Source organism: Metabacillus sp. RB-C-LZQ-3-1 (genome assembly GCF_058315175.1).
In genome coordinates, this window is record NZ_JBZFLI010000020.1 from 51,919 (window position 1) to 74,487 (window position 22,569).

General features: G+C 37.3%; 23 protein-coding genes and 1 pseudogene. 22 read left to right on the forward strand and 2 right to left on the reverse strand.

Annotated elements, in window-relative coordinates; genetic code table 11:
* Positions 1-76: 76 nt before the first annotated feature.
* The 9 genes from AC4GZ8_RS22245 to sda all read left to right on the forward strand — a co-directional run bounded on the left by AC4GZ8_RS22245 (position 77) and on the right by sda (position 8,735).
* Positions 77-991 (forward strand): ABC transporter ATP-binding protein, encoded by a 915-nt coding sequence (locus AC4GZ8_RS22245; protein ID WP_491084096.1) that lies wholly within the window; start codon positions 77-79, stop codon positions 989-991.
* Positions 988-1,695, forward strand: a complete 708-nt coding sequence (locus tag AC4GZ8_RS22250) for an ABC transporter permease (protein WP_491084097.1) — start codon at positions 988-990, stop codon at positions 1,693-1,695. Before AC4GZ8_RS22245 ends, AC4GZ8_RS22250 begins: the two co-directional genes overlap by 4 nt.
* Positions 1,696-2,415 (forward strand): ABC transporter permease, encoded by a 720-nt coding sequence (locus tag AC4GZ8_RS22255; protein ID WP_491084098.1) that lies wholly within the window; start codon positions 1,696-1,698, stop codon positions 2,413-2,415.
* Between the two features lie 170 nt (positions 2,416-2,585).
* A complete protein-coding gene (locus tag AC4GZ8_RS22260; protein WP_491084099.1) occupies positions 2,586-3,953 on the forward strand; it encodes a sigma-54 interaction domain-containing protein in 1,368 nt (455 codons plus the stop codon).
* A 255-nt stretch (positions 3,954-4,208) separates the two neighbouring features.
* Complete coding sequence (locus AC4GZ8_RS22265; RefSeq protein ID WP_491084100.1) at positions 4,209-5,324, forward strand: chitobiase/beta-hexosaminidase C-terminal domain-containing protein; 1,116 nt, start codon at positions 4,209-4,211, stop codon at positions 5,322-5,324.
* A 59-nt stretch (positions 5,325-5,383) separates the two neighbouring features.
* The gene (locus tag AC4GZ8_RS22270; RefSeq protein WP_491084101.1) at positions 5,384-6,679 is read left to right on the forward strand and encodes a CitMHS family transporter; all 1,296 of its coding nucleotides are present in this window, start codon (positions 5,384-5,386) and stop codon (positions 6,677-6,679) included.
* Positions 6,680-6,710: 31 nt separating this feature from the next.
* The gene (locus tag AC4GZ8_RS22275) at positions 6,711-8,045 is read left to right on the forward strand and encodes an acyclic terpene utilization AtuA family protein (RefSeq protein ID WP_491084102.1); all 1,335 of its coding nucleotides are present in this window, start codon (positions 6,711-6,713) and stop codon (positions 8,043-8,045) included.
* A complete protein-coding gene (locus AC4GZ8_RS22280) occupies positions 8,023-8,355 on the forward strand; it encodes an AtuA-related protein (RefSeq protein WP_491084103.1) in 333 nt (110 codons plus the stop codon). Before AC4GZ8_RS22275 ends, AC4GZ8_RS22280 begins: the two co-directional genes overlap by 23 nt.
* 248 nt (positions 8,356-8,603) lie before the next feature.
* Positions 8,604-8,735: a sporulation histidine kinase inhibitor Sda gene (gene sda / locus AC4GZ8_RS22285; RefSeq protein ID WP_491084104.1), complete on the forward strand. Its 132-nt coding sequence runs from the start codon at positions 8,604-8,606 to the stop codon at positions 8,733-8,735.
* 184 nt (positions 8,736-8,919) lie between these two features.
* On the opposite strand, the gene AC4GZ8_RS22290 is transcribed toward sda, so the two are convergent.
* Complete coding sequence (locus tag AC4GZ8_RS22290) at positions 8,920-9,795, reverse strand: LysR family transcriptional regulator (RefSeq protein ID WP_491084105.1); 876 nt, start codon at positions 9,793-9,795, stop codon at positions 8,920-8,922.
* Positions 9,796-9,934: 139 nt separating this feature from the next.
* Between AC4GZ8_RS22290 and AC4GZ8_RS22295 the strand changes: the two genes are divergently transcribed.
* From AC4GZ8_RS22295 to AC4GZ8_RS22305, 3 genes and pseudogenes are all read left to right on the forward strand, one after another.
* Positions 9,935-11,140, forward strand: coding sequence for an acetyl-CoA C-acetyltransferase (locus AC4GZ8_RS22295; RefSeq protein WP_491084106.1), 1,206 nt, complete (start codon positions 9,935-9,937; stop codon positions 11,138-11,140).
* A pseudogene (locus AC4GZ8_RS22300) lies at positions 11,140-11,828 on the forward strand (CoA transferase subunit A). Before AC4GZ8_RS22295 ends, AC4GZ8_RS22300 begins: the two are co-directional and overlap by 1 nt.
* A 17-nt stretch (positions 11,829-11,845) precedes the next feature.
* A complete protein-coding gene (locus tag AC4GZ8_RS22305) occupies positions 11,846-12,505 on the forward strand; it encodes a CoA transferase subunit B (RefSeq protein ID WP_491084107.1) in 660 nt (219 codons plus the stop codon).
* A gap of 160 nt (positions 12,506-12,665) precedes the next feature.
* On the opposite strand, the gene AC4GZ8_RS22310 is transcribed toward AC4GZ8_RS22305, so the two are convergent.
* Positions 12,666-12,812: a BH0509 family protein gene (locus AC4GZ8_RS22310; protein ID WP_491084108.1), complete on the reverse strand. Its 147-nt coding sequence runs from the start codon at positions 12,810-12,812 to the stop codon at positions 12,666-12,668.
* A 490-nt stretch (positions 12,813-13,302) separates the two neighbouring features.
* Here AC4GZ8_RS22310 and AC4GZ8_RS22315 point away from each other — a divergent pair, with 490 nt between their 5' ends.
* The 10 genes from AC4GZ8_RS22315 to AC4GZ8_RS22360 form a co-directional block, all read left to right on the forward strand.
* Positions 13,303-13,830: a DUF6609 family protein gene (locus tag AC4GZ8_RS22315; RefSeq protein WP_491084109.1), complete on the forward strand. Its 528-nt coding sequence runs from the start codon at positions 13,303-13,305 to the stop codon at positions 13,828-13,830.
* A 512-nt stretch (positions 13,831-14,342) separates the two neighbouring features.
* Positions 14,343-15,593, forward strand: a complete 1,251-nt coding sequence (locus tag AC4GZ8_RS22320; RefSeq protein ID WP_491084110.1) for an MFS transporter — start codon at positions 14,343-14,345, stop codon at positions 15,591-15,593.
* A gap of 116 nt (positions 15,594-15,709) precedes the next feature.
* On the forward strand, positions 15,710-16,171 hold the full coding sequence (locus tag AC4GZ8_RS22325) for a glycine zipper domain-containing protein (RefSeq protein ID WP_491084111.1): 462 nt from the start codon (positions 15,710-15,712) through the stop codon (positions 16,169-16,171).
* Between the two features lie 159 nt (positions 16,172-16,330).
* Complete coding sequence (locus AC4GZ8_RS22330; protein ID WP_491084112.1) at positions 16,331-17,470, forward strand: sensor histidine kinase; 1,140 nt, start codon at positions 16,331-16,333, stop codon at positions 17,468-17,470.
* Positions 17,463-18,095, forward strand: a complete 633-nt coding sequence (locus AC4GZ8_RS22335; protein ID WP_491084113.1) for a response regulator — start codon at positions 17,463-17,465, stop codon at positions 18,093-18,095. The genes AC4GZ8_RS22330 and AC4GZ8_RS22335 overlap by 8 nt, the downstream gene beginning before the upstream one ends.
* 129 nt (positions 18,096-18,224) lie before the next feature.
* Positions 18,225-19,157: an ABC transporter ATP-binding protein gene (locus AC4GZ8_RS22340; protein ID WP_491084114.1), complete on the forward strand. Its 933-nt coding sequence runs from the start codon at positions 18,225-18,227 to the stop codon at positions 19,155-19,157.
* A gap of 12 nt (positions 19,158-19,169) precedes the next feature.
* Positions 19,170-20,435, forward strand: coding sequence for an ABC transporter permease (locus AC4GZ8_RS22345; protein ID WP_491084115.1), 1,266 nt, complete (start codon positions 19,170-19,172; stop codon positions 20,433-20,435).
* Positions 20,435-21,535 (forward strand): ABC transporter permease, encoded by a 1,101-nt coding sequence (locus AC4GZ8_RS22350; protein ID WP_491084116.1) that lies wholly within the window; start codon positions 20,435-20,437, stop codon positions 21,533-21,535. Before AC4GZ8_RS22345 ends, AC4GZ8_RS22350 begins: the two co-directional genes overlap by 1 nt.
* 82 nt (positions 21,536-21,617) lie before the next feature.
* The gene (locus AC4GZ8_RS22355; RefSeq protein WP_491084117.1) at positions 21,618-22,049 is read left to right on the forward strand and encodes a VOC family protein; all 432 of its coding nucleotides are present in this window, start codon (positions 21,618-21,620) and stop codon (positions 22,047-22,049) included.
* A 183-nt stretch (positions 22,050-22,232) separates the two neighbouring features.
* On the forward strand, positions 22,233-22,569 hold a 337-nt coding region (locus AC4GZ8_RS22360; protein ID WP_491084118.1), incomplete at its 3' end, for a PadR family transcriptional regulator.

A 22,569-nucleotide genomic window follows, 5' to 3' on the forward strand; every position in this document is an offset into this window, starting at 1 on the left:
TTTTAAACAAAATTTAAACTGAATCACCACTTCGATTTAAGTTTCATTATTTATTGTTTAGTTAGAGGTGATAAATATGAATGAATACGTCGTGGAAACTAGTAATTTAACAAAAACGTTTAATGGAAAAGCTGCAGTCAATCAAGTGAATTTATCGATTCCAAAGGGAGCGATCTATGGTTTTCTTGGTCCTAATGGGGCTGGAAAAACAACAGCAATCAAGCTCCTATTAGGATTGATGAAGGAAACAAATGGTTCGATCCGAATTTTTGGAAAAGAGTTAAAAAAGGAGAAACAAACGATCTTACGAAATATAGGGTCTTTAGTTGAATCCCCTTCTTATTATGGGAACTTATCAGCGAGAGAAAATCTCGAGTTACTACAAATCATTTTACAAGTTCCTAAAGAACGGATTGATGAAGTTCTTGCTATCGTCCGATTAGAAAAGGATGCCGACCGGCCTGTTAAAGGGTTTTCATTAGGGATGAAGCAGCGACTAGGAATTGCTTCTGCTCTGATTGGAAGTCCTAAACTCCTTATACTTGATGAACCGACAAATGGCTTAGATCCTTCAGGAATCATCGAAATGAGAGAATTAATTAAAAGCTTACCAGAAAAATATGGTGTTACTGTGCTCGTTTCAAGCCATCTTTTATCAGAAATAGATCAAATGGCCACTGAAGTTGGGATTATTTCAAAAGGAACGCTTATTTTCCAAGATTCTATTGACGTTTTACGCAAGAAATCTGTAAACAAGATTAGAATTCAAACGAACAACCGTGAGGCTGCTTGGAAAGTACTCCTTAATGAAGGATTGAAAGGGAAGGTAGAAGGAGATTATCTTTCATTTAACCAAAGCAGTAATCAAGAAGTTGCTGCCATGATTCGGGTTCTTGTACAAAATGGTCTCGATGTATTCCGAGTCGAGGAGGAAAAGCGCTCACTTGAAAATATCTTCCTTGAAATGACGAAGGAGGAGCAAAGTTTATGATCCTTCGGCTATTGCGTACTGATTTTAAAAAGATATCAATAGGGATGTGGATTCTCGTATTCTTAGGACCGTTCGGTATTTTTGCATTAACGACCGTTAATTATATGGTTCGCTATGACTGGCTGTTTCAGCAAACGGATGATTATTGGCTTCAATTGCTCCGGCAAATCAATCTGTTTCTTGCACCGGCCCTGCTACTAGGAACAACACTACTAGCTTCCTTATTTGCAAACACAGAACATAAGACGAATGCGTGGAAGCAATTGTTAGCCCTGCCAATAAGCAGAGTGAACGTATATGGCTCAAAGTTTATCACGATTAGCTTTCTGTTGTTGATTTCAACAGTGCTTATGTTTATTGGTACGTTGGTGTTTGGCAGCTTATTTGATTGGGAGCAAAGCATTCCGTATAAAGAAATCGCTATTAACAGCTTCTATCCTTATTTTGCCGCGATGCCGATTTTGGCTATTCAGCTATGGTATTCCGTCGCATCATCAAATCAAGGGACTCCATTAACGGTAGGAATAATCGGATCAGTAGTGTCAATGTATTCTTATGGAGGCCCTGAATGGCTGATTTGGAAATGGCCGGTACTTGAAAATAAATGGGATATTCCTGAAATCAGTGTAGGATTAGGAATCGTTGTTGGCGGGGCAATCTTGATCATAAGTCTCATCCATTTTGACCGAAAGGATGTGAAGTAAATGTTCCGTAAACTCATATATACAGAATGGTTAAAGCTTAAAAAATCGAAGGTATTACAAATTTTATATATAAGTCCTGTTGTTTCAACCATCGCTGCTTATTTTAACATATTAGATTCCCCTGAAAATGAATGGATGGGGCCGTTTTTTACCATGATAATGGTTCAAGCGAGTCTTTTCTTACCGCTACTTGCAGGCTTATTTGCTGCTGCAGTTTGCCGTTATGAGCATGCAGAAGGGGGATGGAAGCAATTATTAGCTTTACCAGTCAGTCGGCTTCAAGTATATAGTGCAAAACTGATCACCATTTGTCTATTTGTTGCCCTAACCCAAATTTTATTATTGGCAGGATTATTACTTGTAGGAATATTACACGGTTTTAGTGATCCGTTTCCTTGGCAACAAGTGCTCCTTCGTCTATTTATGGGATGGCTAGGGTGCTTGCCAATTATATCCCTTCAATTATGGGTATCTACTGCATGGTCAAGTTTCGCAGCTCCCGTTGCATTAAATGTGATCTTAACCTTACCAAATATACTGATTGCGAATTCAGAGAAGTTCGGTCCCTGGTACCCCTGGGCACAGCCATTTTTAGGGATGGTATTGGACAAACAATCAGGCTTTACCTTTTCAACCGAAACATTAGTGTTTGTGATTATCGGTGGATTTGTCATTTTTACGTTAGGTGGTATGGCTTATTTTCATCGGAAGGCGGTTTAGAAGTAGTATAACGAGTTTTGCTAATTTTAGTAGTGAGACTTATAGGCAATTATTTATAAAAAGTAGAAGAAGTGAAATTAAGACATCACTAAAATATAATAAATAATTTCGCATTTCCAGTCATCAGATAAAAGAAAGGACGATATGGTTAGGTAAAGGGAGTTGGTTATATGCTAACGGAAACTAAACGAATCGGATGGCTGGAAGGAATTATTGAAGCAGTTCATGACGGAATTCTTGTGATTGATCAGTATGGAATTGTTACGTTAATTAATGAAGAATACACAAATATTACCGGAGTAAAAAAACAGCAAATAATCGGCAAACCATTGGTGGATGTCAGACCCGGGGCATTGCTTCCGACCGTGTTAAAAACAGGAAAGCCTCGAGAAGGTGTTTTTCGTAAAGAAAAAGACAGGGAGTATGTCGTGGATATGGCTCCTATCTATGAAAAAAATGACATTATTGGAGCAGTTTCTGTATGTAAAAGTATTCCGGAAGTTTACGAATTAGCAAAGGAATTGAAAAAAAGCAAACAACGTGTCAGCCAATTAGAAAAAACTGTTGGAAGAATGTATCAAGCGAAATATACGTTTTCAGATATTATCGGAAACAATAGAGCTTTAAAGAAAGTCGTTCATCAAGCAAAAAAGGTTTCTGCTTCGGATTTAAATATTTTAATTACTGGTGAGTCTGGGACAGGCAAAGAGCTGTTTGCCCAAGCGATTCATCAGGAAAGTAACCGTAAATATTATCCGTTTATCCCCGTAAATTGTGCGGCAATTCCAAGTTCTCTGCTTGAGAGTGAGTTATTTGGTTATGAAGAAGGCGCCTTTACCAGCTCCAAGCGGGATGGAAAAATTGGGTTGTTCGAGCTCGCGAATAAAGGAACACTTTTTTTAGATGAAATTGGAGACATGCCATTAGATCTTCAGGCAAAGCTATTGCGGGTTTTACAGGAAGGAACCTTTCGGAAAATAGGCGGTTTAAAAGAACTGCAAACCGATGTGCGAATCATTGCTGCAACAAACAAAAATTTAAGAAATATGGTCCAAAAAGAACGATTTCGCGAAGATCTTTTTTACAGAATTAATACTGTTCAACTTCCAATTCCGCCACTTCGTGAAAGAAAAGACGACATTCCTGAGCTCATTTCCTCGATGTTAACCACTCAATCTAGTCATCTACTCGATGAGAGCGTAAAGAGGATTTTTCTAACATACGACTGGCCTGGGAATATACGGGAGTTAAAAAATACCATTCATTACGCGGTCAATATGGCGGAAGATGAAGTCATTATGATTGACCATCTTCCGGAAACAATGAAAATCCCTAACTTACAAAAACAAAAACATCTAGACAATTTGACCTTCCAATCTTTAGACGACCTATTAAAGGAAACCGAAAGAAAAGTAATTACAGAGACGCTGTATGATACCGGGATTACCGTAAAAGGGAAAAAGCTTGCAGCAAATCGACTTGGGATTTCGCTTGCTTCTTTATACAACAAGATTGCAAAATTAAAAATAGACCTCTAATTCTAAAAGTTTAGAAACAGGTAAAAATGATTCTAGATTTTTAGAAACAAGGTTGTGCCAATGAATAATTCACAAAATTGAATATGAGATTCTATCTTTTTAGAAAAATAGCTGTATAGACACTGTAGAAGTCCTATTTAATAGGGCTTTTTTTATTGGCATATTTATTGCATTTATATTTGTGAGCGTTTTAAAGCAAGGAGATGCTAAGGTCGATTATTGTCATTACTTATTTTATAGGGAGGAATGTAGGACATGAAGAAATATCTTTTGAAGAAACCAGTAAGAACAATATTGGTAGCGTTACTCTTGCTGCCTTTATTTAGCTCAAACTCGTTTGCTAAAGAAGCTGTGAATAATGGGAAGGTTGCTGCGCCCGTTTCCAATGTAGAACCTGGTTCATACTATAGACCGCAAACAATTGAATTAAGCTCTCCAACTCCAAACGTAAAAATTTTCTACACGACAGATGGAAGCGATCCAACAGACAAAAGTCAATTATATTCAGAACCCATTGTCGTTGATCAAACAATGACAATTAAAGCAATTGCAATTCGCGGCAATGTTAACCCAAAAGCGCTAGCTGTTAATAACGGAAATACACAAAGTGAGATCGCTGCATTTACTTTTATGTTTGAAACGAGAGCATCAATAGCTTCTAAGTTTTTAAGCTTCACTTATAAGGAAATGCCCTATCGTCTTTACGTACCAGAGGAATACGAACCAACAAAATCCTATCCGCTTGTGTTGTTTTTACACGGAGGAGGAGAGCGCGGTACCGATAATGAAAAACAACTCATGGCCAATGACGGTGCTGTTATTTGGGCTGCACCTGAAAACCAGGAAAAACATCAAGCGTTTGTTCTTGCTCCTCAAGCACGGAATGTCCCTGACGGGGGGTTCACTGTTACGAGGGATTCAAATAATATTGTGAATTTAAGTCGAGTATTTGAGTTTTCAGAGGATCTGGGTACCGCCTATAACATTCTTCAAAAAGTGCGAAGTGAATATAATATTGAACCTAATCGTCTATATGTAACAGGCTTATCACAAGGTGGATTTGGTACGTTTAATTTAAATATAAAATACCCTGATTTATTTGCAGCGATGGTTCCAATTGCAGGGGGAGCGGATCCGACCCAGGCTCATAAACTAGTTGATAAACCAATCTGGGCTTTTCATGCAGAAGATGATGGAGTCATCCCTGTGTCATTCACAAGAAATATCATATCGGCTATAGAAAATGCCGGCGGTACTCCAACATATACCGAATATCCAACAAAAATGGGCTATAACCATGCCTCATGGGTACCAGCCTATGAAAATCAAGAAATGATTGAATGGGTATTCAACCAAGTAAAATCAAATTAAGAAAGGTTATTTCTTTCACAATAAATGTAAGCGTTTAAAAACAGATGAGGGGGCTTAATATGTTAGCATTCCTAGGTTTTTTAACCATCGCCATCTTTTTGTATCTTATTCTATCAAAAAGGGTTTCTGTTATTGTCGCTTTGATTTTAGTGCCGTTAATCTTTGGAATTTTTACAAGCGACCTTGCCAGTCTTGGGGCGATGATTTTAGAAGGGGTCACTGGAGTAGCGCCAACTGGCATAATGCTGGCCTTTGCCATTTTGTATTTTGGGTTGATGAATAATGCCGGTCTATTTGATCCGATTATTTCCAGAGTTTTAAAACTTGTAAAAGGAGATCCATTAAAAATTGTGGTAGGAACAGCAGTGATTGGGATGGCCACCCATATGGACGGTTCTGGTGCTTCTACTTTTCTGATCACCATTCCTGCTTTGCTTCCACTTTACGATCGTTTGGGGATGAGCCGTCTAGTACTTGCCGGGATCGTAGCTCTTAGTGCAGGGACAATGAATCTTGTTCCATGGGGAGGGCCAACTGTCCGTGCAGCGAGCGCTCTTGGCGTCGATGTAAATGACTTATTCAATCCAGTTGTACCTGCAATGATTATTGGACTGATTTGGGTCTTGTTTGTCAGTTATATTTTAGGAAAAAGGGAGCGAAAACGATTAGGGATTCAAGAACTTCAGTATGATTTTAATCAAGAGCTAAGTGAAAAAGAATTACAGCTGCGAAGACCAAGATTGTATTGGTTTAACCTGATTTTTACCGTTTTAACAATTATTGCACTTATAAAAGTATGGCTGCCGCTCCCAATTGTCTTCATGGTTGCGTTTGCTATTGCTCTTATTGTGAACTACCCGAATCCAAAGGAGCAACAAGAGCGAATCACTGACCAAGCAACTGGAGTTATTACAGTTGTATCGATAATCTTTGCTGCAGGAATCTTTACAGGTGTTTTATCGGGAACAGGCATGATTGAAGCGATGGCCCAAGCGCTTGTTAGTTTTATTCCTGAAAGTACTGGGTCTTTTATGGCATTAATAGTTGCGTTAACGAGTATGCCGCTTAGCTTGGTTTTTACTCCAGATGCATATTATTTCGGAGTACTCCCAGTTTTAAGCGAAACCGCGAGTGCTTATGGCATTGCGCCTGCTGAAATCGGTAGGGCTGCCATTTTAGGCCAAATGACGACAGGTTTTCCGCTAAGTCCGCTTACGGCATCGACTTTCCTTTTGATCGGTTTAGCCGGGGTTGAACTTGGGGATCATCAGCGCTTTATTTTTAAATGGGCGTTCGGAACAACGATCGTTATGACGATTGTAGCGTTAATAACAGGAGCCATTTCTTTATATTAATAATCGATATCATATAAAAGGAGTGTTTTCATTGCTTAGAATTGGGTCTGGTGCCGGCTTTGCCGGTGACCGTATCGAACCAGCCTTGGCTCTAGTTGCAGACGGAAATCTTGATTATCTGATTTTGGAGGGGTTGGCAGAACGGACAATTGCCCTTGCTCAACAACAAAAAAGAAGGAATCCGCAATATGGTTACAATGAATATCTTGAAGAACGTATGCGGAGGTTGCTTCCGCTTTTACTAGATAAAAAAGTACGACTCATCACGAATATGGGGGCAGCCAATCCAACTAGTGCAGCGAAAAAAATAGTTGAAATCGCAAATAGTATGGGATTACCATGCAAAGTGGCAGCTGTTACGGGCGATAATGTGTTGGAAAAACTAAACCGGGAATCTAAAGCAATAGAATCAGGCAAACCTCTCCATAACTATGAGCCGATTATCTCTGCAAATGCATACCTAGGGATCGAAGCATTATTACCTGCACTAGCCACAGATGTCAATATTATCGTAACAGGTCGAGTGGCCGATCCTTCCTTGTTCTTAGCACCGATCGTTCATCATTATAACTGGGATCTTGAGAATGACGAATTGCTTGGACAAGGGACATTGGTTGGGCATTTATTGGAATGTGCAGGGCAAGTTACAGGCGGATATTTTGCTGATCCTGGACGAAAGGATGTAAAAGATCTTGCAAATTTAGGCTTTCCATATGCAATTATTGAACCAAATGGCGATGCTATAATCACAAAGCTTGAAAACACTGGTGGCACCGTAAGCTTAGGCACCGTGAAAGAACAATTATTATATGAAGTTCATGACCCAAAGAATTATGTCACTCCAGATTGTGTGGCTGATTTTTCAAGTGTAAAGCTGAAAGAAATTGGACCAAATCAAATTCTAGTACATGGCGCAACTGGAAAAAGAAAGCCTAAACGCTTAAAGGTTTCTGTTGGCTATCAAGCGGGTTATTTAGGGGAAGGAGAGATCTCCTATGGTGGTTCAACAGCTGTCACTCGTGCTGAATTAGCCAAGCAAATTTTAGAAGAGAGACTACAGCATAACGTTCCGCTTCTTCATATTGACTTAATGGGTGTTGACTCTCTTCATCAGAGCCAGTTCGGGAGCTATCATCCCTATGAAGTACGTGTTCGTGTTTCCGCTTTATGCAGGAATATAGAGGAAGCAAAGATAATTGGTCATGAGGTCGAATCTTTATATACAAACGGACCCTCAGGCGGCGGTGGAGCACGGAAAAGAGTCGAAGAAGTCATCGGAATTATTTCAACCTTCATCCAAAGAGAAGACATAACAGTGAAGATGGAAATTTGGAGTGATAGCCATGTGCAAAATAAAATTGGTTGATCTTGCCCATAGCAGATCAGGCGATAAAGGAAATACCTTAAACATTTCTTTAATTCCATACAATGAAGAAGATTACAGCTTGTTGGCGAAAAAAGTTACCCCAGAAAAAGTGAAAGAACACCTGAAAACCATTGTAAAGGGAAACATAACACGTTATGACCTTCCAAGCATCAAAGCATTTAATTTTGTCTGTGAAAATAGCTTAATGGGCGGGGTCACTACTTCGCTAGCAATTGATACTCATGGGAAGAGCATAAGTTCTGCTTTCTTGGAAATGGAGATTGAGTTGGATGATTATTTGAAAAGCTGAAAGTTGGATAGCCTGCTTCTGAAGAGATATTTTAAGAAGCAGGCTTTTTATCTTACTATATGTTTAATAAGTAATGATAGAGCTATGAATGATTATTTCGTTGGATTTACATTGTAGCAAATAAGGATAATAAATAGATAAATAAGGATATAGGAACTCCAATAATAATATCTTATTATATAAATGGTAACCGCTTTCATTAGTTGTTTACAAGGGAAATGAACATAAATATTGGAGGCATTTGTCATATGCTACAGGAAATAAGTAACGAGCTGCTCATTAGTATATACAAAAAAGCGATTATTTTAAGCAAGGATACTAATATAATAAAAATATTAACAGAAGAGATGCAAAAACGAAATCTATTAACAATAAAATGAGACTGCCAAATAAGAATGGCATAAATGAGTTCATTTATTTATTGTAGTCCTATATATTTTCTCTGACAAATAAGCTCGTATTCTTATGTTCTAAGAATACGAGCTTATTTGTATTGATGATCATCAAGGTTTGAGGAAAGTCATTCCAAGCGTATGGCTTTACCGTAAAGAAAACAAAAAATCATTAACCTTCCTTAGAAACAAACTTCAAAAGCGCCCTTACCGCAAAAGACTGATACCTCTCTCTTTTCGTAATAAATCCAAGCTCCCACATAGGTGGAGATGTTAATTTAGTCATCTTAATCGTATTATGATCCATTTTTCTATAGATTGACTTTGGTAATAAAGTAATACCTAACTCCGCTCCAACTAATTCTGTAATTAAATCCCATTGTGAGCTTTCGTAAGCAATGGTTGGGTGAAAGCCTGTTTTCTGGCATTCATTAATAATTAGTTTATGTAAGGCGAATTCACGATTAAAAACGATAAAACTTTCTTCTGATAATTGTTGAAGGTGGACTTCTTCTAATTGGGCTAATTTATGGTTTGTGCTTGTATAAATCATGAACTCCTCTTTTATAAACCGGGTAATATTGAATTTGCCATGATCTGTAGGAAGAACAATGATTCCAACATCAACTTGACCTTCCTCTACTAATTGTTCAATTCGTTTTGCTCCTAGTTCAATTAATTCCAGGGATACTTCTGGATATTGCTGTTTAAATGTTTTCGCTATGGCTGGGAAAAAAAGCGTTCCAATTAAAGGGGGGATCCCAATCTTAATTTTTCCTGTTGGCAAATTGATTAAATCATCTAATAAGATGGATAGTTCATCAGTAGCATCTAATATTTTACTAGCTTGCTTAAGAACAATTTCCCCTGCATCAGTCAACATTAATGTACGTGTCGAACGTTCAAACAGTTCTACCTTAAGTTCTGATTCTAATTTTTTTATTGATTTACTTAATGTTGGCTGTGAGATAAAGGTGCTTGCAGCTGCTTTTGTGAAACTGCCGTAATTAGCTACTTCGGTAAAATATCGTAGATCCTTTAATTCCACTATCGTCACCACTTTATTCTATATTGGAATAAAAAATATAACTAATATTCATTTTACTCATAAGTAACGATGCTGTAAATTAATAAGTAAATATATGGTGAAAATTCTGAATAAACTATAGAGGGGGAGGAATAGGTTGATGGATCATAATGAGGTTGTAATTGTAAGCGCTTTAAGAACGCCGATAGGACAATTTGGAGGAAGCCTAAAAAATATTAGTGCTGTTCAATTAGGTTCATATGTTATCAAAGCAGTACTAAAACAGGTTGGTGTCCGCGGTGATCAAGTAGATGAAGTGATCATGGGGAATGTCCTTCAAGCAGGTCTTGGTCAAAACCCGGCTAGACAATCAGCGTTACTTGCAGGTATTCCAAAACATGTTTCATCTTTTACGTTAAATAAAGTGTGTGGATCAGGATTAAAGGCCATTCATTTAGCAACCCAAGCCATTTTAACCGGAGATGCGGAAATTGTTGTTGCAGGTGGGATGGAAAATATGAGTCAAGCTCCTTATATAACTATGGGAGCTAGAGACGGGTTTCGAATGGGGGACCAAAAGCTCATAGATAGTATGATTCATGATGGTTTGTGGTGTGCTTTTAATGATTATCATATGGGGATTACGGCAGAAAATATTTGTGACAAATATAAAATTACGCGTCAAGAACAGGACGAATTTGCTGCATGGAGTCAACAAAAATCAGCAGAAGCAATAAACGAAGGGAAATTTAAGGATGAACTTGTTGCTGTGGAAATACCGCAACGAAAGGGAGAGCCTATTTCTTTTAATACAGATGAATATGTAAAGCCAGGAACGACAGTAGAGAAATTGGAAAGGCTTAGACCAGCCTTTAAAAAGGAAGGTCGTGTAACTGCAGGTAATGCTTCAGGAATTAATGATGGAGCAGCTGCTGTTCTCATGATGAGTCTTCAAAAAGCGAAAGAACTTGGGATCGAACCTTTAGTCACGATTCGAGCGAATGCAAGTGCAGCTGTAGATCCTAGTATTATGGGGATAGGGCCAGTACCAGCCACGAAAAAAGCATTAAAGAAAGCTGATCTTACAATAAATGATTTGGATTTAATTGAAGCAAACGAAGCATTTGCCGCACAAGCACTAGCAGTTGGAAAAGAGCTTCAATTCTCAAAAGATAAATTAAATGTAAATGGAGGAGCCATTGCCTTGGGCCATCCAATCGGTGCAAGTGGAGCAAGAATTCTTACGACATTAATTCATGAACTAAAAAGAAGAAATGGAACATATGGTTTAGCAACATTATGTATTGGTGGCGGGCAGGGAGTTTCAACCATAATCGAAAACTATGAAATGAGAGGTGTATTGTGATGAAGAAAATATTTACTAGTTTTGAAGAAGCGGTACAAGACATTAAAGATGGTATGACCCTTATGGTTGGAGGATTTGGATTAGTCGGGATCCCAGAGAATCTCATCAAAGCTCTTTGTGAGAAAAATGTGAAGGATTTACGGTCATTTCAAACAACTGTGGAGTAGATGATTGGGGACTTGGACTTTTACTTAAAAACAAACAAATTAAAAAGATGATCTCATCTTATGTCGGTGAAAACAAAGAGTTTGAAAGACAAGTATTGAGTGGTGAATTAGAGGTGCAGCTAACACCACAAGGATCTTTAGCAGAGAAAATTCGTGCTGGTGGCGCAGGAATTCCGGCTTTTTACACCCCAGCCGGAGTCGGAACTCCAATTGCAGAAGGCAGAGAAACAAGGAAGTTTAATGGAAAGGAATATTTACTTGAAGAATCGCTAACTGCTGATTTTAGTTTAATTAAAGCGTGGAAAGCAGACAAGATGGGAAATGTGATTTACCGGAAAACAGCTCAAAACTTTAACCCAATGATGGCTGCAGCAGGGAACATAACCATTGCCGAAGTGGAGGAAATCGTTGAAGTTGGCGAACTGAATCCAGATCAAATTCATACACCAAGTATTTATGTTCAAGGACTTATCGTTGGCAAACATGAAAAGCGAATCGAACGACTAACCGTTCAAGCTTAAAAGGAGGAGGGAAAAAGATGACGAAAAACGTAAGGGTTCAAATCGCACAAAGGGCAGAAAAAGAAATTCAAGATGGGTTTTATGTGAATTTAGGAATAGGAATGCCAACAATGGTTGCAAATTATATCTCTGAAAATAAAAAGGTAGTTTTACAATCAGAAAATGGCTTATTAGGAATTGGTCCTTATCCATCAAAAGAAGAGGTAGATCCAGATTTAATTAATGCCGGAAAAGAAACGGTAACAGCAATTAAAGGAGCAAGTTTCTTTAGTAATGCAGAATCTTTTGCCATGATACGCGGTGGTCACATTGATTTAGCCATCTTAGGCGGTATGGAGGTTTCAGAAAATGGTGATCTGGCAAACTGGATGATACCAGGAAAAATGATAAAAGGAATGGGAGGAGCGATGGATTTAGTTCACGGTGCCAAAAACATTATCGTCATTATGGAACATGTGAACAAGTCAGGAAAGCCAAAGATCCTAAAAAAATGTTCGTTACCATTAACTGGTCAAAATGTTGTTGATCGAATTATTACAGATCGTGCGGTAATTGATGTAACAAAGGATGGATTAAAGTTATTGGAAGTGGCGAATGGCTATAGTATTCAGGATGTGATTGATTCAACTGAGCCTGAGTTGGTGATAACTGAACAGGTTTTGAGTAACGCATATTAGAAGTTGAATGTTTTTAAACGACTATACACTGGGAAATTGTACAGATATAATCTTCCCAGTGGTTTTTTATTTTTTATGTTGGGTGAACAATCAATTATCTACAGCAAAAAACAGCTTTTGTACGAGGTACAAAAGCTGTTTGATTATGATATTTTATAGTTTACATATAGTCGTATACACAATCTTCAAAATAGAGCCAGTGATAATATTCAATCTGCGGATCTGACATTTGTGCAATTTCTTTCTCATTGAATTTTTGTTTGTCTAATAAATCCTTTACTTTGGATTCTCTTGCTAGTTGGCTCATCTTAAATCCTCCTTATGTATAAGAAGTAACGAAGTTGTTACAGTCTCGGAAACGCTTTCTCTTATTTCTAGTTTTTATTATATATCTCAATTTGAGATTAAACAAATATCAATTTGAGATTGTTTGTTGGAAATTAATATAGAAATGTTATTTATTGATATTTGAGTTAGTTTAGCTAAAGTAAAGGCCGGAAGTTCAACAGAAACAGAGAAAGTAGAATGAGTTTACGTTTCTATTTTTAATCAATCGAAAGTCGAGGGAATCACATACTATTGACAGAATGAAAGGTATGGCAGGTTGACATCAAAAAGATGGTCAGAAGTTTATAAAGCTAAAATCTTATTGGGTTATTTTAAAAATTATGAAACCTATTCTCCATTACTTCGTATTTATTTGAGAGGCTATTGTTTTGTTGTTATTTATAGAAAATGACACAATCAGTTAGTGCTTCGTAACTCCGGCTTTATATTTTTTATTAGAGGAGAGGAAGATGAAACAGGATAAAAATATGAAGACAGAATACAACACTCAAAGAACTAGTGGGCTCTGGTTGGTTTATATAGGTGTTATTATTATTCTTTCTGCTATTACTGGTGCAGATTTGTACATACAACCTTTTATTTTCGGTTTTGGTTATTTGGTTGGATTTATTCTGATATTAGGATTACCCTATGTAAATCGGAAATTAGCTTATGGAAAGAATTCTAAGTTCCAAGAAAGGATGGAAAATGTTTCCGTCGTTTTAAATGTTGTTCTTTGTACTCTTTGTGGGATCTTCATTGGAGTTAGTGATTTAAGGTTATTATGGTTAGTCATTTTCATCATAGTTGGTATTCATTTCTTTGGTTTTTATTTTTCACAAGGAAAATTAATGCTAATATTAGGGGGGTTAACGATTATAAACTCTCTAATTGGAATTCTGCTATTTAATGTTCCGTTCATACTGTTTGCAGTGATTGATGGGATTATTAAATTAACAATTGGCTTTAAAATGCTGTTGATGAGACGACTGGTTTAATATTTTAGAAATATATTTTATACATCTAATTGTATAAATTGGACATTTTTGTTAAAATAAATCTATCTATGAGAGAAATGGAGGTTTTCCTTTTGACAGCATCAATGAGATTAAGATTCCTAGATTGCAATCGTTAATTGAATACGCTTGTGAGGGGCTCTGCCTTTGTTCAGAGCAACGGGATTGGTCTGTCTATTTTTAAGGAAGCCAAAATTTAACGGTTTATTAAAAAGAGGGATACATGTTCCCTCTTTTTTGTCATGTAGGAAAAACTGTGGATTTGTGCACGGCATCTAGCTCCAGCGCCTAGCCCCTCGAGGTCATAAGCTAATTTAGAATTGAAGACAAAGAACGCCTTCTATTCAAAACCATCTTATTGCCCGAGGCTGATCAAGGCGTTTGTGCTTTTGTTTCTGTCTTAAAAATAAGCGTCAATTAAGCGATTCAATATCGATGAATGTGGGTGAAATGTAGATAATTTTAAAAATTTTATAGAAAAGAGTTGTTCATTCATGAGTAAAGATATGAATCTCAAGGAAAATTGGCTGAAGAATATTATTCTCTTTTTAAGCAGTCAGACCATTTCATTATTTGGATCTTCGTTGGTCCAGTACGCGATTATGTGGTATATCACATTAACGACAGAATCCGGTTTAATGATGACGTTATATATCATATGCGGGTTTATTCCAACATTTCTTTTGTCACCAGTTGCAGGAGTTTGGGCTGATCGGTATAACCGAAAAATGCTGATTATGGTCGCAGACGGACTGATTGCATTCGCTACGCTCATTCTTGCGATCCTCTTTTTAATGGGCTATGATGCAATATGGTTGCTTTTTGTAATGGCAGCAATTCGTGCCTTTGGGACAGGAATTCAAACACCAGCCGTTGGGGCGATTTTACCTCAAATTGTGCCGAAGGATAAATTGACAAAGGTCAACGGAGTAAACGGAAGTATTCAAGCAATTATCATGTTTATTTCTCCTATGGTAAGTGCAGCTTTATTGGCAATGGCCTCAATTGAAATCATCTTCTTCATTGATGTCATTACAGCAGTCATTGCGATTGTCACACTGCTAGCCTTTTTGAAAATCTCTGTTCACGAAAGAGCAACAGAAAAACAAACGACAAGTTATTTTAGTGATTTTAATCAAGGCTTACAATATGTGAATAACCATGCATTTCTTAAGAAGTTCTTTCTATTTTTCGCCGTTTTCTTTGTCTTGATGGCTCCTGCAGCCTTTTTGACTCCACTTCAGGTTACTAGAACCTTTGGTGATGACGTGTGGAGACTAACGGCAATCGAAATTGCTTTTTCTATCGGCATGATGGTCGGTGGCGGAATCATTGCTTCTTGGGGTGGTTTTCCGAATAAAGTGAAAACCATGGCATTTGCAAGTCTCATAATGGGGGCCTGCACATTTGCCCTTGGTATGTCTCCGATGTTTTGGATTTATTTGATATTTATGGGAGTGTTCGGGGTTGCTATGCCAATCTTTAATACACCAACAACCGTGTTATTACAGGAAAAAATTGAAGAAGATTATCTAGGTCGAGTATTTGGTGTCATGGGGATGATTTCAACTTCTATGATGCCGATCGGAATGCTTATCTTTGGCCCAATCGCAGATATCATTAAAATTGAATGGCTGTTAATCGGAACCGGAGTATTGATGATCATCTTAACTCTTTTCATGAACCAAAACAAAGTTTTAGTTGAGGCGGGTAAACCTGCTTTGAATGATAAGATGAATAACTAATCATGAAACAGCTCAGCGCAATTATTTGTTCTGAGCTGTTTTTATGTTTTTGAAACTTTTTCAATACGAATTCGTATGTAAAAGTAGAACGTTTTCTCATAATGGAGGTCATCTTAATGAAAGAACATGTTGATCAAATAAATACAGTGATAAGGGTGCTTAAAGGAGAAAAATATAAAAACATCTCTACAATGCTTAATTTAGATAAATGTGAAAGACTTGTTGAAAAGCTAGGTTCTTTAGCAACCACTTGTAAGGAATGTGAGCAATATCTGCTAGAATTTAAGGAACATTGCATTCATATAAACGCGAATAAAGACAAGATTGACAAAACGATCGTTAAACAGCACAAACAACTTCTTTACCAAACCGAAACACATCTCAAGAAAAAACATAAATTTGTGCCGGAGGGATATTATTTTGGAACTTATATGTCGCTTGGAATGAGCTTAGGTATCATATTTGGATTAACGTTATTCGACAATATTGCCTTAGGTTTACCGATTGGATTGTCTATTGGAATAGCCATTGGGTCTGGATTGGATTCAGATGCTAAGAAAAAGGGGAAAACGATTTAGATATTCATTTGAACATCTAAAAGAAATATCTCAAAATGCAAGTCAAATAACCACATAAAACATTATTCCCTATGATTTAGTAGTCGTATATCCCTAGATGTGCGATTTATAGTATAATAATGGAAAACAGATGGCTTTTTAGAGGAGTTATATATATAAATGAAGAAGTTGTATTTTATTTGGCTTGCTATTTATTGCACCGTATGGGCAGTAACTTTTTTTGAATTTTCATCAAATGTAACTGAAGGACAATTAACAGGAATTTGTTTATTCCTTCTTATCATCTTTATTCTACCTCTTTTTAAAGAAAAAACAATTTTGCAAACAGCGTTATTCTCCATTCAAGCTCTATTAACGATCATGATCTTCTATCCCATTAACAATGTGTTCATTCCATATCTATTCCTCATACAATCATTAATCATAGCAGAAGCAGTGTATTATTTACCTCGTTTGAAAAGCTTGATTGTGCTGGTGATTCAACTAGGTAGTTTGACATGGATTGTTATAAAGGCAAACCTCACAACTTCACAATTACTGTGGTGCAGCCTTTTTTATCTGTTAGTGAATCTTGCGATGTTTCACTATCAATCTTTACATAAACGGGAAATAGAGAAACAAAAAAAGAACGATGCTTTACTAGATGAATATAGAAAGATGAAAAGGCAGCTCGTGACAGAAGAGGAACAAGCAAGACAGGATGAGCGAATGTTAATCGGTCATGAAATCCATGATTCTGTTGGGCATAAACTCACAGCACTGATTATGCAGCTTGAAGTATTTCGCTTACATGCAGACGATAAGGTCAAAGAAAAAATCGAAAATATTCAAGAGCTTGCCCAGCAAAGTTTAGAGGAAACAAGACGTGCCGTTAAATCGTTTAAGCAACAAGAAGTCGGTGGATTACAAGGTGTGATCCGATTAATTCGTAAATTAGAAATGAAAAGCTTTATGAAAATAAATTTCACTGTCAAGCATGGTGCATTTGCTGCACCGTTAACAGGTGAGCAGTCTTTTGCGATCTATCGTGCAGTCCAAGAAGCACTAACTAATATTATGAAGCATAGTTCTACAAGAGAAGCACATGTCATGTTTGAATCACCTGGCGGAAGTATTTTTCGGTTTGAAGTGACAAATCTAATGACTTCAAACACTGATTTCCAAGAAGGGTTTGGGTTGAAAGCGATGCGAGATCGATTAGAAAAAGTGGGAGGGTCACTTGAAATCGATTCTGATGAACGCCAATTCATCGTCAGAGGGAGTATTCGATTAATTGAACGGAGAGGGTTAAATGATTAAAGTACTTCTAGCAGAAGATCAAGTGATGGTTCGACAAGGCCTAAAGGCTATGATCGAAACAGACGTGGAGATTAAAGTAACAGGTGAGGCGGATAATGGCAAGGAAGCAGTAATTCTTTGTGAAAAGCAGGTTTTCGATGTAGCTATTTTAGATATACGCATGCCTGAAATGGACGGGATTGAAGCAGCAAAGGTTTTACGATCACGTTTTCCTCAAATAAAAATACTCATGCTGACCACTTTTGACGATAATGAATTTGTGATGGAAGCCTTAAAACTAGGGGTAAGCGGGTATATGTTGAAAAATGGGGATACGGAATCACTGATTCGATCGATAAAAAGTGCCTTAAGCGGCGGCTTATCACTTGAGGATCAAGTTGCGGCAAAAGTCATGCCTGTTTTACTTCAAAACCAAAAGGAGAAATCGGTTGATCCGAGCCTAACGCCAAGGGAAAGAGCAATCTTGAAGTGTATAGGAGAAGGACTGAATAATAAGGAAGTTGCAGAACGATTAGGACTATCGGTTGGAACAGTCAAAAATCAAACCAGTCACATTTTAGATAAATTGGAATTAAGGGATCGGACACAACTAGCGATTTACGCAATTCGCCATCGGCTTGTGTGAGAAGTGAAAAAAGTGACAAAAGTAATAAGCGTCATTTCATACAGTGACCAGAGTCAGTAGTGGCTTTGGTTTTTTTCGTTTAAGATGCAATTACAAGTTATTATATCTAAGGAAAAAGGAGGAAAAGTGATGCTTGAGACAATCAATTTAAATAAATCCTTCAAAGGAAAAACAGCTGTACAAGATGTGAATGTCTATTTGGACAATGGCGAATCAGTCGGTTTATTAGGACCAAATGGGGCTGGGAAATCAACAACGATCTCAATGATGTCAACCTTGATTAAGCCTACAAGCGGAGAAATAAAGCTGAATGGGGTAAACACCATCAATAAACCAGAGGAAATCAGAAGAATTTTAGGTGTCGTACCTCAGGAATTAGCGCTTTATCATGAGCTGTCAGCCTATGAAAACCTTAAGTTCTTTGGTTCCATTTATAAAATGAAGGGAAAAGAACTGGAAAAAACAATCCAACATGTTTTAGAAATTGTTGGACTGGAAGATCGCCAAAAGGATTTAGTCAAAACGTTTTCAGGCGGGATGAAGCGAAGGGTTAATATTGCTGCGGCATTATTACATCAACCGAAAATTCTTATTTTAGATGAACCGACTGTTGGAATTGACCCGCAATCCCGAAACCATATCCTTGAAATGGTTCGCCAGCTTAATGAAAAAGAAGGTACAACGATTTTATACACGAGTCATTATATGGAGGAAGTAGAACAACTTTGTGATCGTTTGTACATCATGGACCATGGTGAAATTATTGCCTCAGGAACAAAAGCTGAGTTGCTGAGCATTTTGTCAACAGAAGATACGATAAAAGTAGAGCTAAGCAAAATGGAGGGTAATTTTATTGAGCAAGTCAAGACAATCGAAGGTGTTCGTAAAGTAGAGGCATCACATGTACAAATGAAGATTATCGCGAAAAAAGGAAGCAATTTGATTCGTGATCTCGTTCACCTTGCCGACCAACACCATATTCAAATGATAAATTTTCATACGGAAACTCCTAGCTTAGAGGATGTATTCCTTCATTTGACTGGTCGAACATTACGAGACTAAGGAGTTGGAGTCATGTTAAGTTTCATAAAAAAGGATTTGTTACTTTTTTGGCGTGATCGGAAGGAGCTTATCACGGTATTATTGCTTCCAATCATTTTAGTCCTTGTGTTAAATTTTGCTTTTGCTGGTTTATTTGGAAGTGAAGATAAGAAAGAATTGGATTTGCAATTAGCGGTTGTGAATCAGGATGACGAACAAAAAGCAATGACAGAATTAAAGAAAAGATTCATCAATGAAGCGTCATTAGGTGAGGAGAAAGTGGCGGAATTAATGGAACGATCTAGTTATATACGACCCGTTTCAATGTTAATGGATTATCTTAGCAATGAGGATTTGAAGGAATGGGTAACAGTTCATGAGCTAGAGGAAGCTGAGGCAGTGGCCAAAGTCGAAGCTGGGGATTTAGACGCCATTTTATTCATTCCGGCTGGTTTTACTGTTGATAGTATATATGCAGCTTTCATGGGAGATCCACCAGCTACCACATTAAAATATAAAATTGAAATGGAAACAAATCATAATAGTACTTTACATCAAATAATTCATGGTTTTATTGATCAGTTGAATTATCAGTTTTCCCTACAGAAAGTTGGGGGTGCTTCACCTGGGGAAGTAACACTTCCGGAAGGAGGATTCGAGAAAGTAGGAGTAGGTAATAGCTTTACACTCACTCAATATTTTACATTTGCGATGGGAGCTTTGTTCGCCTTATTTTTAGCATCTACAGTCGCAACGAAGACGGGGGAAGAAATTAGACAACAGGTTTTTGATCGGATTTTATTGACAAATAGTCCTCCCATGCACTTTCTCATTGGGAAAATGGTCTCTACGTTTTGTTTAGCTTGGTTACAAATTATGTTCGTATTTGTTTTATCACATTTTATCTTAGATGTATTTCCGGATCGGACGATTACCTTCTGGTTAGGTACTATAGGGATTGTTACATTACTCTCATTGACAATTGCTGGTTTAGGCGCAGTATTTACGACCGTTTCACTAAGAGTAACAGATATCAATGCAGCAAATGGGATTTTTATGTTCGTTATTTTATTATTTGGGATCATCGGAGGAAACTTTGTTCCTGTCTATTTATTACCTGACTGGCTGCAACAAATCGGGGAGTGGACACCAAATGGTCTATCTTTAGTTATGCTTACAGATTGGTTTCAATTTGAGGAATTATCCTCATTAGTTATACCAAGTATATTCCTCATTGTGTTCTTTTTCTTATGCACGATTATCGGTTTGATCTTCTATCCAAAAAGGGGGGAAGCATAGTGAGTTCAGTCATATGGGCACAATTTGCAAAGGATAAACGTAACCCTTTCGTTATTCTATTATTTATCGCTGGAAGTATCATCGCTACCCTTTTATTTGCTGGTGGTGTTCATTCACCGACTACCGTTGCTATTTTCAGTGAGGAAGAAAATGCAACAGAAATCGAGAAGAAATGGGAAGAGCTGTTAAATGTAGATGATTCATTTCAGTTTGTCGTAGTGGATCCCGATCAAGCACGTGACGATGTACGCGATGGCAAGATGGATGTGGCAGTAAAGGTAATGGAGATGGATTATCGATTAATCGCAACAAGTGAACTTCCGTCTGTGTCTTATGTACAACAGCATGTTGAAAAGGTCTTTCAACGGGAGGCGCAAATTAGCGCAATTGTAAATACTGAAGGTGACGAAAAGGTTCGGAACGAAATCGAGAGTTATCTTGCACATTCACCTTTTCAGTTAGAAACTCAAGGACTTGATAGTGAACAAGTTCCAAGTTATAACATGAGTACACAATTATTATTTGCTTTCACCTTTTTGATTTCAATGTTTATTCTTGGCTTAAAGGTTAATAATGTGACACATGATAAAGTTTCTGGTATTTGGAATCGAATGATTTTATCACCAATAAGTAAAACAAGTATGTATTGCGGATATATATTCTATAGTTTTCTGATTACACTATTTCAAGTTGTTGTTGTGGTATTCGTGTTTAAGTATGTGATGAATTACGATGTAGGGGATCATTTATGGCTGATAATCTTGATTGCTGCGTTTTTCATTTTTAGTATGATAAGCATTGCGATGTTAATGACAGGATTTGTAAGGACACCGGAGCAATTTTATGCGATTTATCCATCATTGATCCCTCTTATTCCTCTTGTTAGCGGTGCTTATATGATGCCGGGAACGATTACGAATCCAGTATTATTGTTTATTGCTGATCTATTTCCATTGGCGCATGCTATGGACGCTATTATGTCAGTCATTTTCTATGATGCAAGCTTAAAAGATGTGATGATCTCGTTATTGTTTATGTTGCTGATTGGAATACTGGCCATGGGATTAGGAATTAACCTAATTGAGCGCAGAAGCAGGTAGTTTAGTGATGTTGTGAAGAAGGAATTTTGATCCCTCTTAAAGAAAGGTAAACTGATGATTATTTTTTAGGAGGAAACAGGCTATGGTGAAACAAAGAGTAAGCTTGCTAACAATAGGTGCGTTTGATTTACCAGTTCTTCGTTCGTTTTATCAAAAATTAGGTTGGGAAGAAACAGAATTCAGCTCGGATAACTATGCTGCGTTTAAAACAGCAGGCGTCATCCTCTCGATTTTTCCAGTTGAAGAATTAGCGAAAGATGCAGGAATTGAAATTTCACATAACAAAGAACAATTCCGCGCAGTTACATTTGCGATTAATGTTGATCATCCGGAAGAAGTCGATGCAACAATTGAAGAGATTCGTAAAATAGGTGGAAAAATACTAAGAGAGCCAAGTGATGCTTTCTGGGGAGGAAGAACAGCATATTTTGCTGACCCGGAAAATAACCTTTGGGAAGTTGCATGGAATCCTGGGGCCGTTTTTGATGAAAGAGGAGCGATGATTTCTTTTTAAATACACAAATAACAGACTTTTGTGAAAAGGAGAAACCACATTTTAGTTATTTAAAAATGCAGGTTTCTTTTTTGTTTCTTAATATTTTAGAAATCAAATTGATTGTTGCACAACAATAGTGTATGATACATAGTATAAAACATATACTGTATGACATATAGTAACAAAAAAAGAGGTGGGTGAATGAGTAATTTATTACAATCACTAACAACAGAGCTTAGAAGAGGAACACTGACATTGGCTGTTTTAAGTCAATTACGAACCCCTCAATATGGGTATTCTCTTGTACAGATATTGGAGGGGGCAGGGATTCCAATTGACCAAAGTACGTTATATCCATTACTTCGACGATTAGAAAAACAGGAGTTGGTGACAAGCAGTTGGGATACGTCTGAAAGTAGGCCTCGTAAGTACTATGAGTTAAGTGAAATTGGTGTAGAAGTATTTTTACAGTTAAAAAAGGAATGGATCACAAATTCAAAAGAGCTTTACAACCTATTGAAGGGGGAGGAAGACGATG

Bases quoted from the DNA above. Each gene is read 5' to 3' on its own strand.
- AC4GZ8_RS22245 (WP_491084096.1), top strand. From the start codon at position 77: ATGAATGAATACGTCGTGGAAACTAGTAATTTAACAAAAACGTTTAAT.
- AC4GZ8_RS22250 (WP_491084097.1), top strand. From the start codon at position 988: ATGATCCTTCGGCTATTGCGTACTGATTTTAAAAAGATATCAATAGGG.
- AC4GZ8_RS22255 (WP_491084098.1), top strand. From the start codon at position 1,696: ATGTTCCGTAAACTCATATATACAGAATGGTTAAAGCTTAAAAAATCG.
- AC4GZ8_RS22260 (WP_491084099.1), top strand. From the start codon at position 2,586: ATGCTAACGGAAACTAAACGAATCGGATGGCTGGAAGGAATTATTGAA.
- AC4GZ8_RS22265 (WP_491084100.1), top strand. From the start codon at position 4,209: ATGAAGAAATATCTTTTGAAGAAACCAGTAAGAACAATATTGGTAGCG.
- AC4GZ8_RS22270 (WP_491084101.1), top strand. From the start codon at position 5,384: ATGTTAGCATTCCTAGGTTTTTTAACCATCGCCATCTTTTTGTATCTT.
- AC4GZ8_RS22280 (WP_491084103.1), top strand. From the start codon at position 8,023: ATGTGCAAAATAAAATTGGTTGATCTTGCCCATAGCAGATCAGGCGAT.
- sda (WP_491084104.1), top strand. From the start codon at position 8,604: ATGCTACAGGAAATAAGTAACGAGCTGCTCATTAGTATATACAAAAAA.
- AC4GZ8_RS22295 (WP_491084106.1), top strand. From the start codon at position 9,935: ATGGATCATAATGAGGTTGTAATTGTAAGCGCTTTAAGAACGCCGATA.
- AC4GZ8_RS22305 (WP_491084107.1), top strand. From the start codon at position 11,846: ATGACGAAAAACGTAAGGGTTCAAATCGCACAAAGGGCAGAAAAAGAA.
- AC4GZ8_RS22310 (WP_491084108.1), bottom strand. From the start codon at position 12,812: ATGAGCCAACTAGCAAGAGAATCCAAAGTAAAGGATTTATTAGACAAA.
- AC4GZ8_RS22315 (WP_491084109.1), top strand. From the start codon at position 13,303: ATGAAACAGGATAAAAATATGAAGACAGAATACAACACTCAAAGAACT.
- AC4GZ8_RS22320 (WP_491084110.1), top strand. From the start codon at position 14,343: ATGAGTAAAGATATGAATCTCAAGGAAAATTGGCTGAAGAATATTATT.
- AC4GZ8_RS22325 (WP_491084111.1), top strand. From the start codon at position 15,710: ATGAAAGAACATGTTGATCAAATAAATACAGTGATAAGGGTGCTTAAA.
- AC4GZ8_RS22330 (WP_491084112.1), top strand. From the start codon at position 16,331: ATGAAGAAGTTGTATTTTATTTGGCTTGCTATTTATTGCACCGTATGG.
- AC4GZ8_RS22335 (WP_491084113.1), top strand. From the start codon at position 17,463: ATGATTAAAGTACTTCTAGCAGAAGATCAAGTGATGGTTCGACAAGGC.
- AC4GZ8_RS22340 (WP_491084114.1), top strand. From the start codon at position 18,225: ATGCTTGAGACAATCAATTTAAATAAATCCTTCAAAGGAAAAACAGCT.
- AC4GZ8_RS22345 (WP_491084115.1), top strand. From the start codon at position 19,170: ATGTTAAGTTTCATAAAAAAGGATTTGTTACTTTTTTGGCGTGATCGG.
- AC4GZ8_RS22355 (WP_491084117.1), top strand. From the start codon at position 21,618: ATGGTGAAACAAAGAGTAAGCTTGCTAACAATAGGTGCGTTTGATTTA.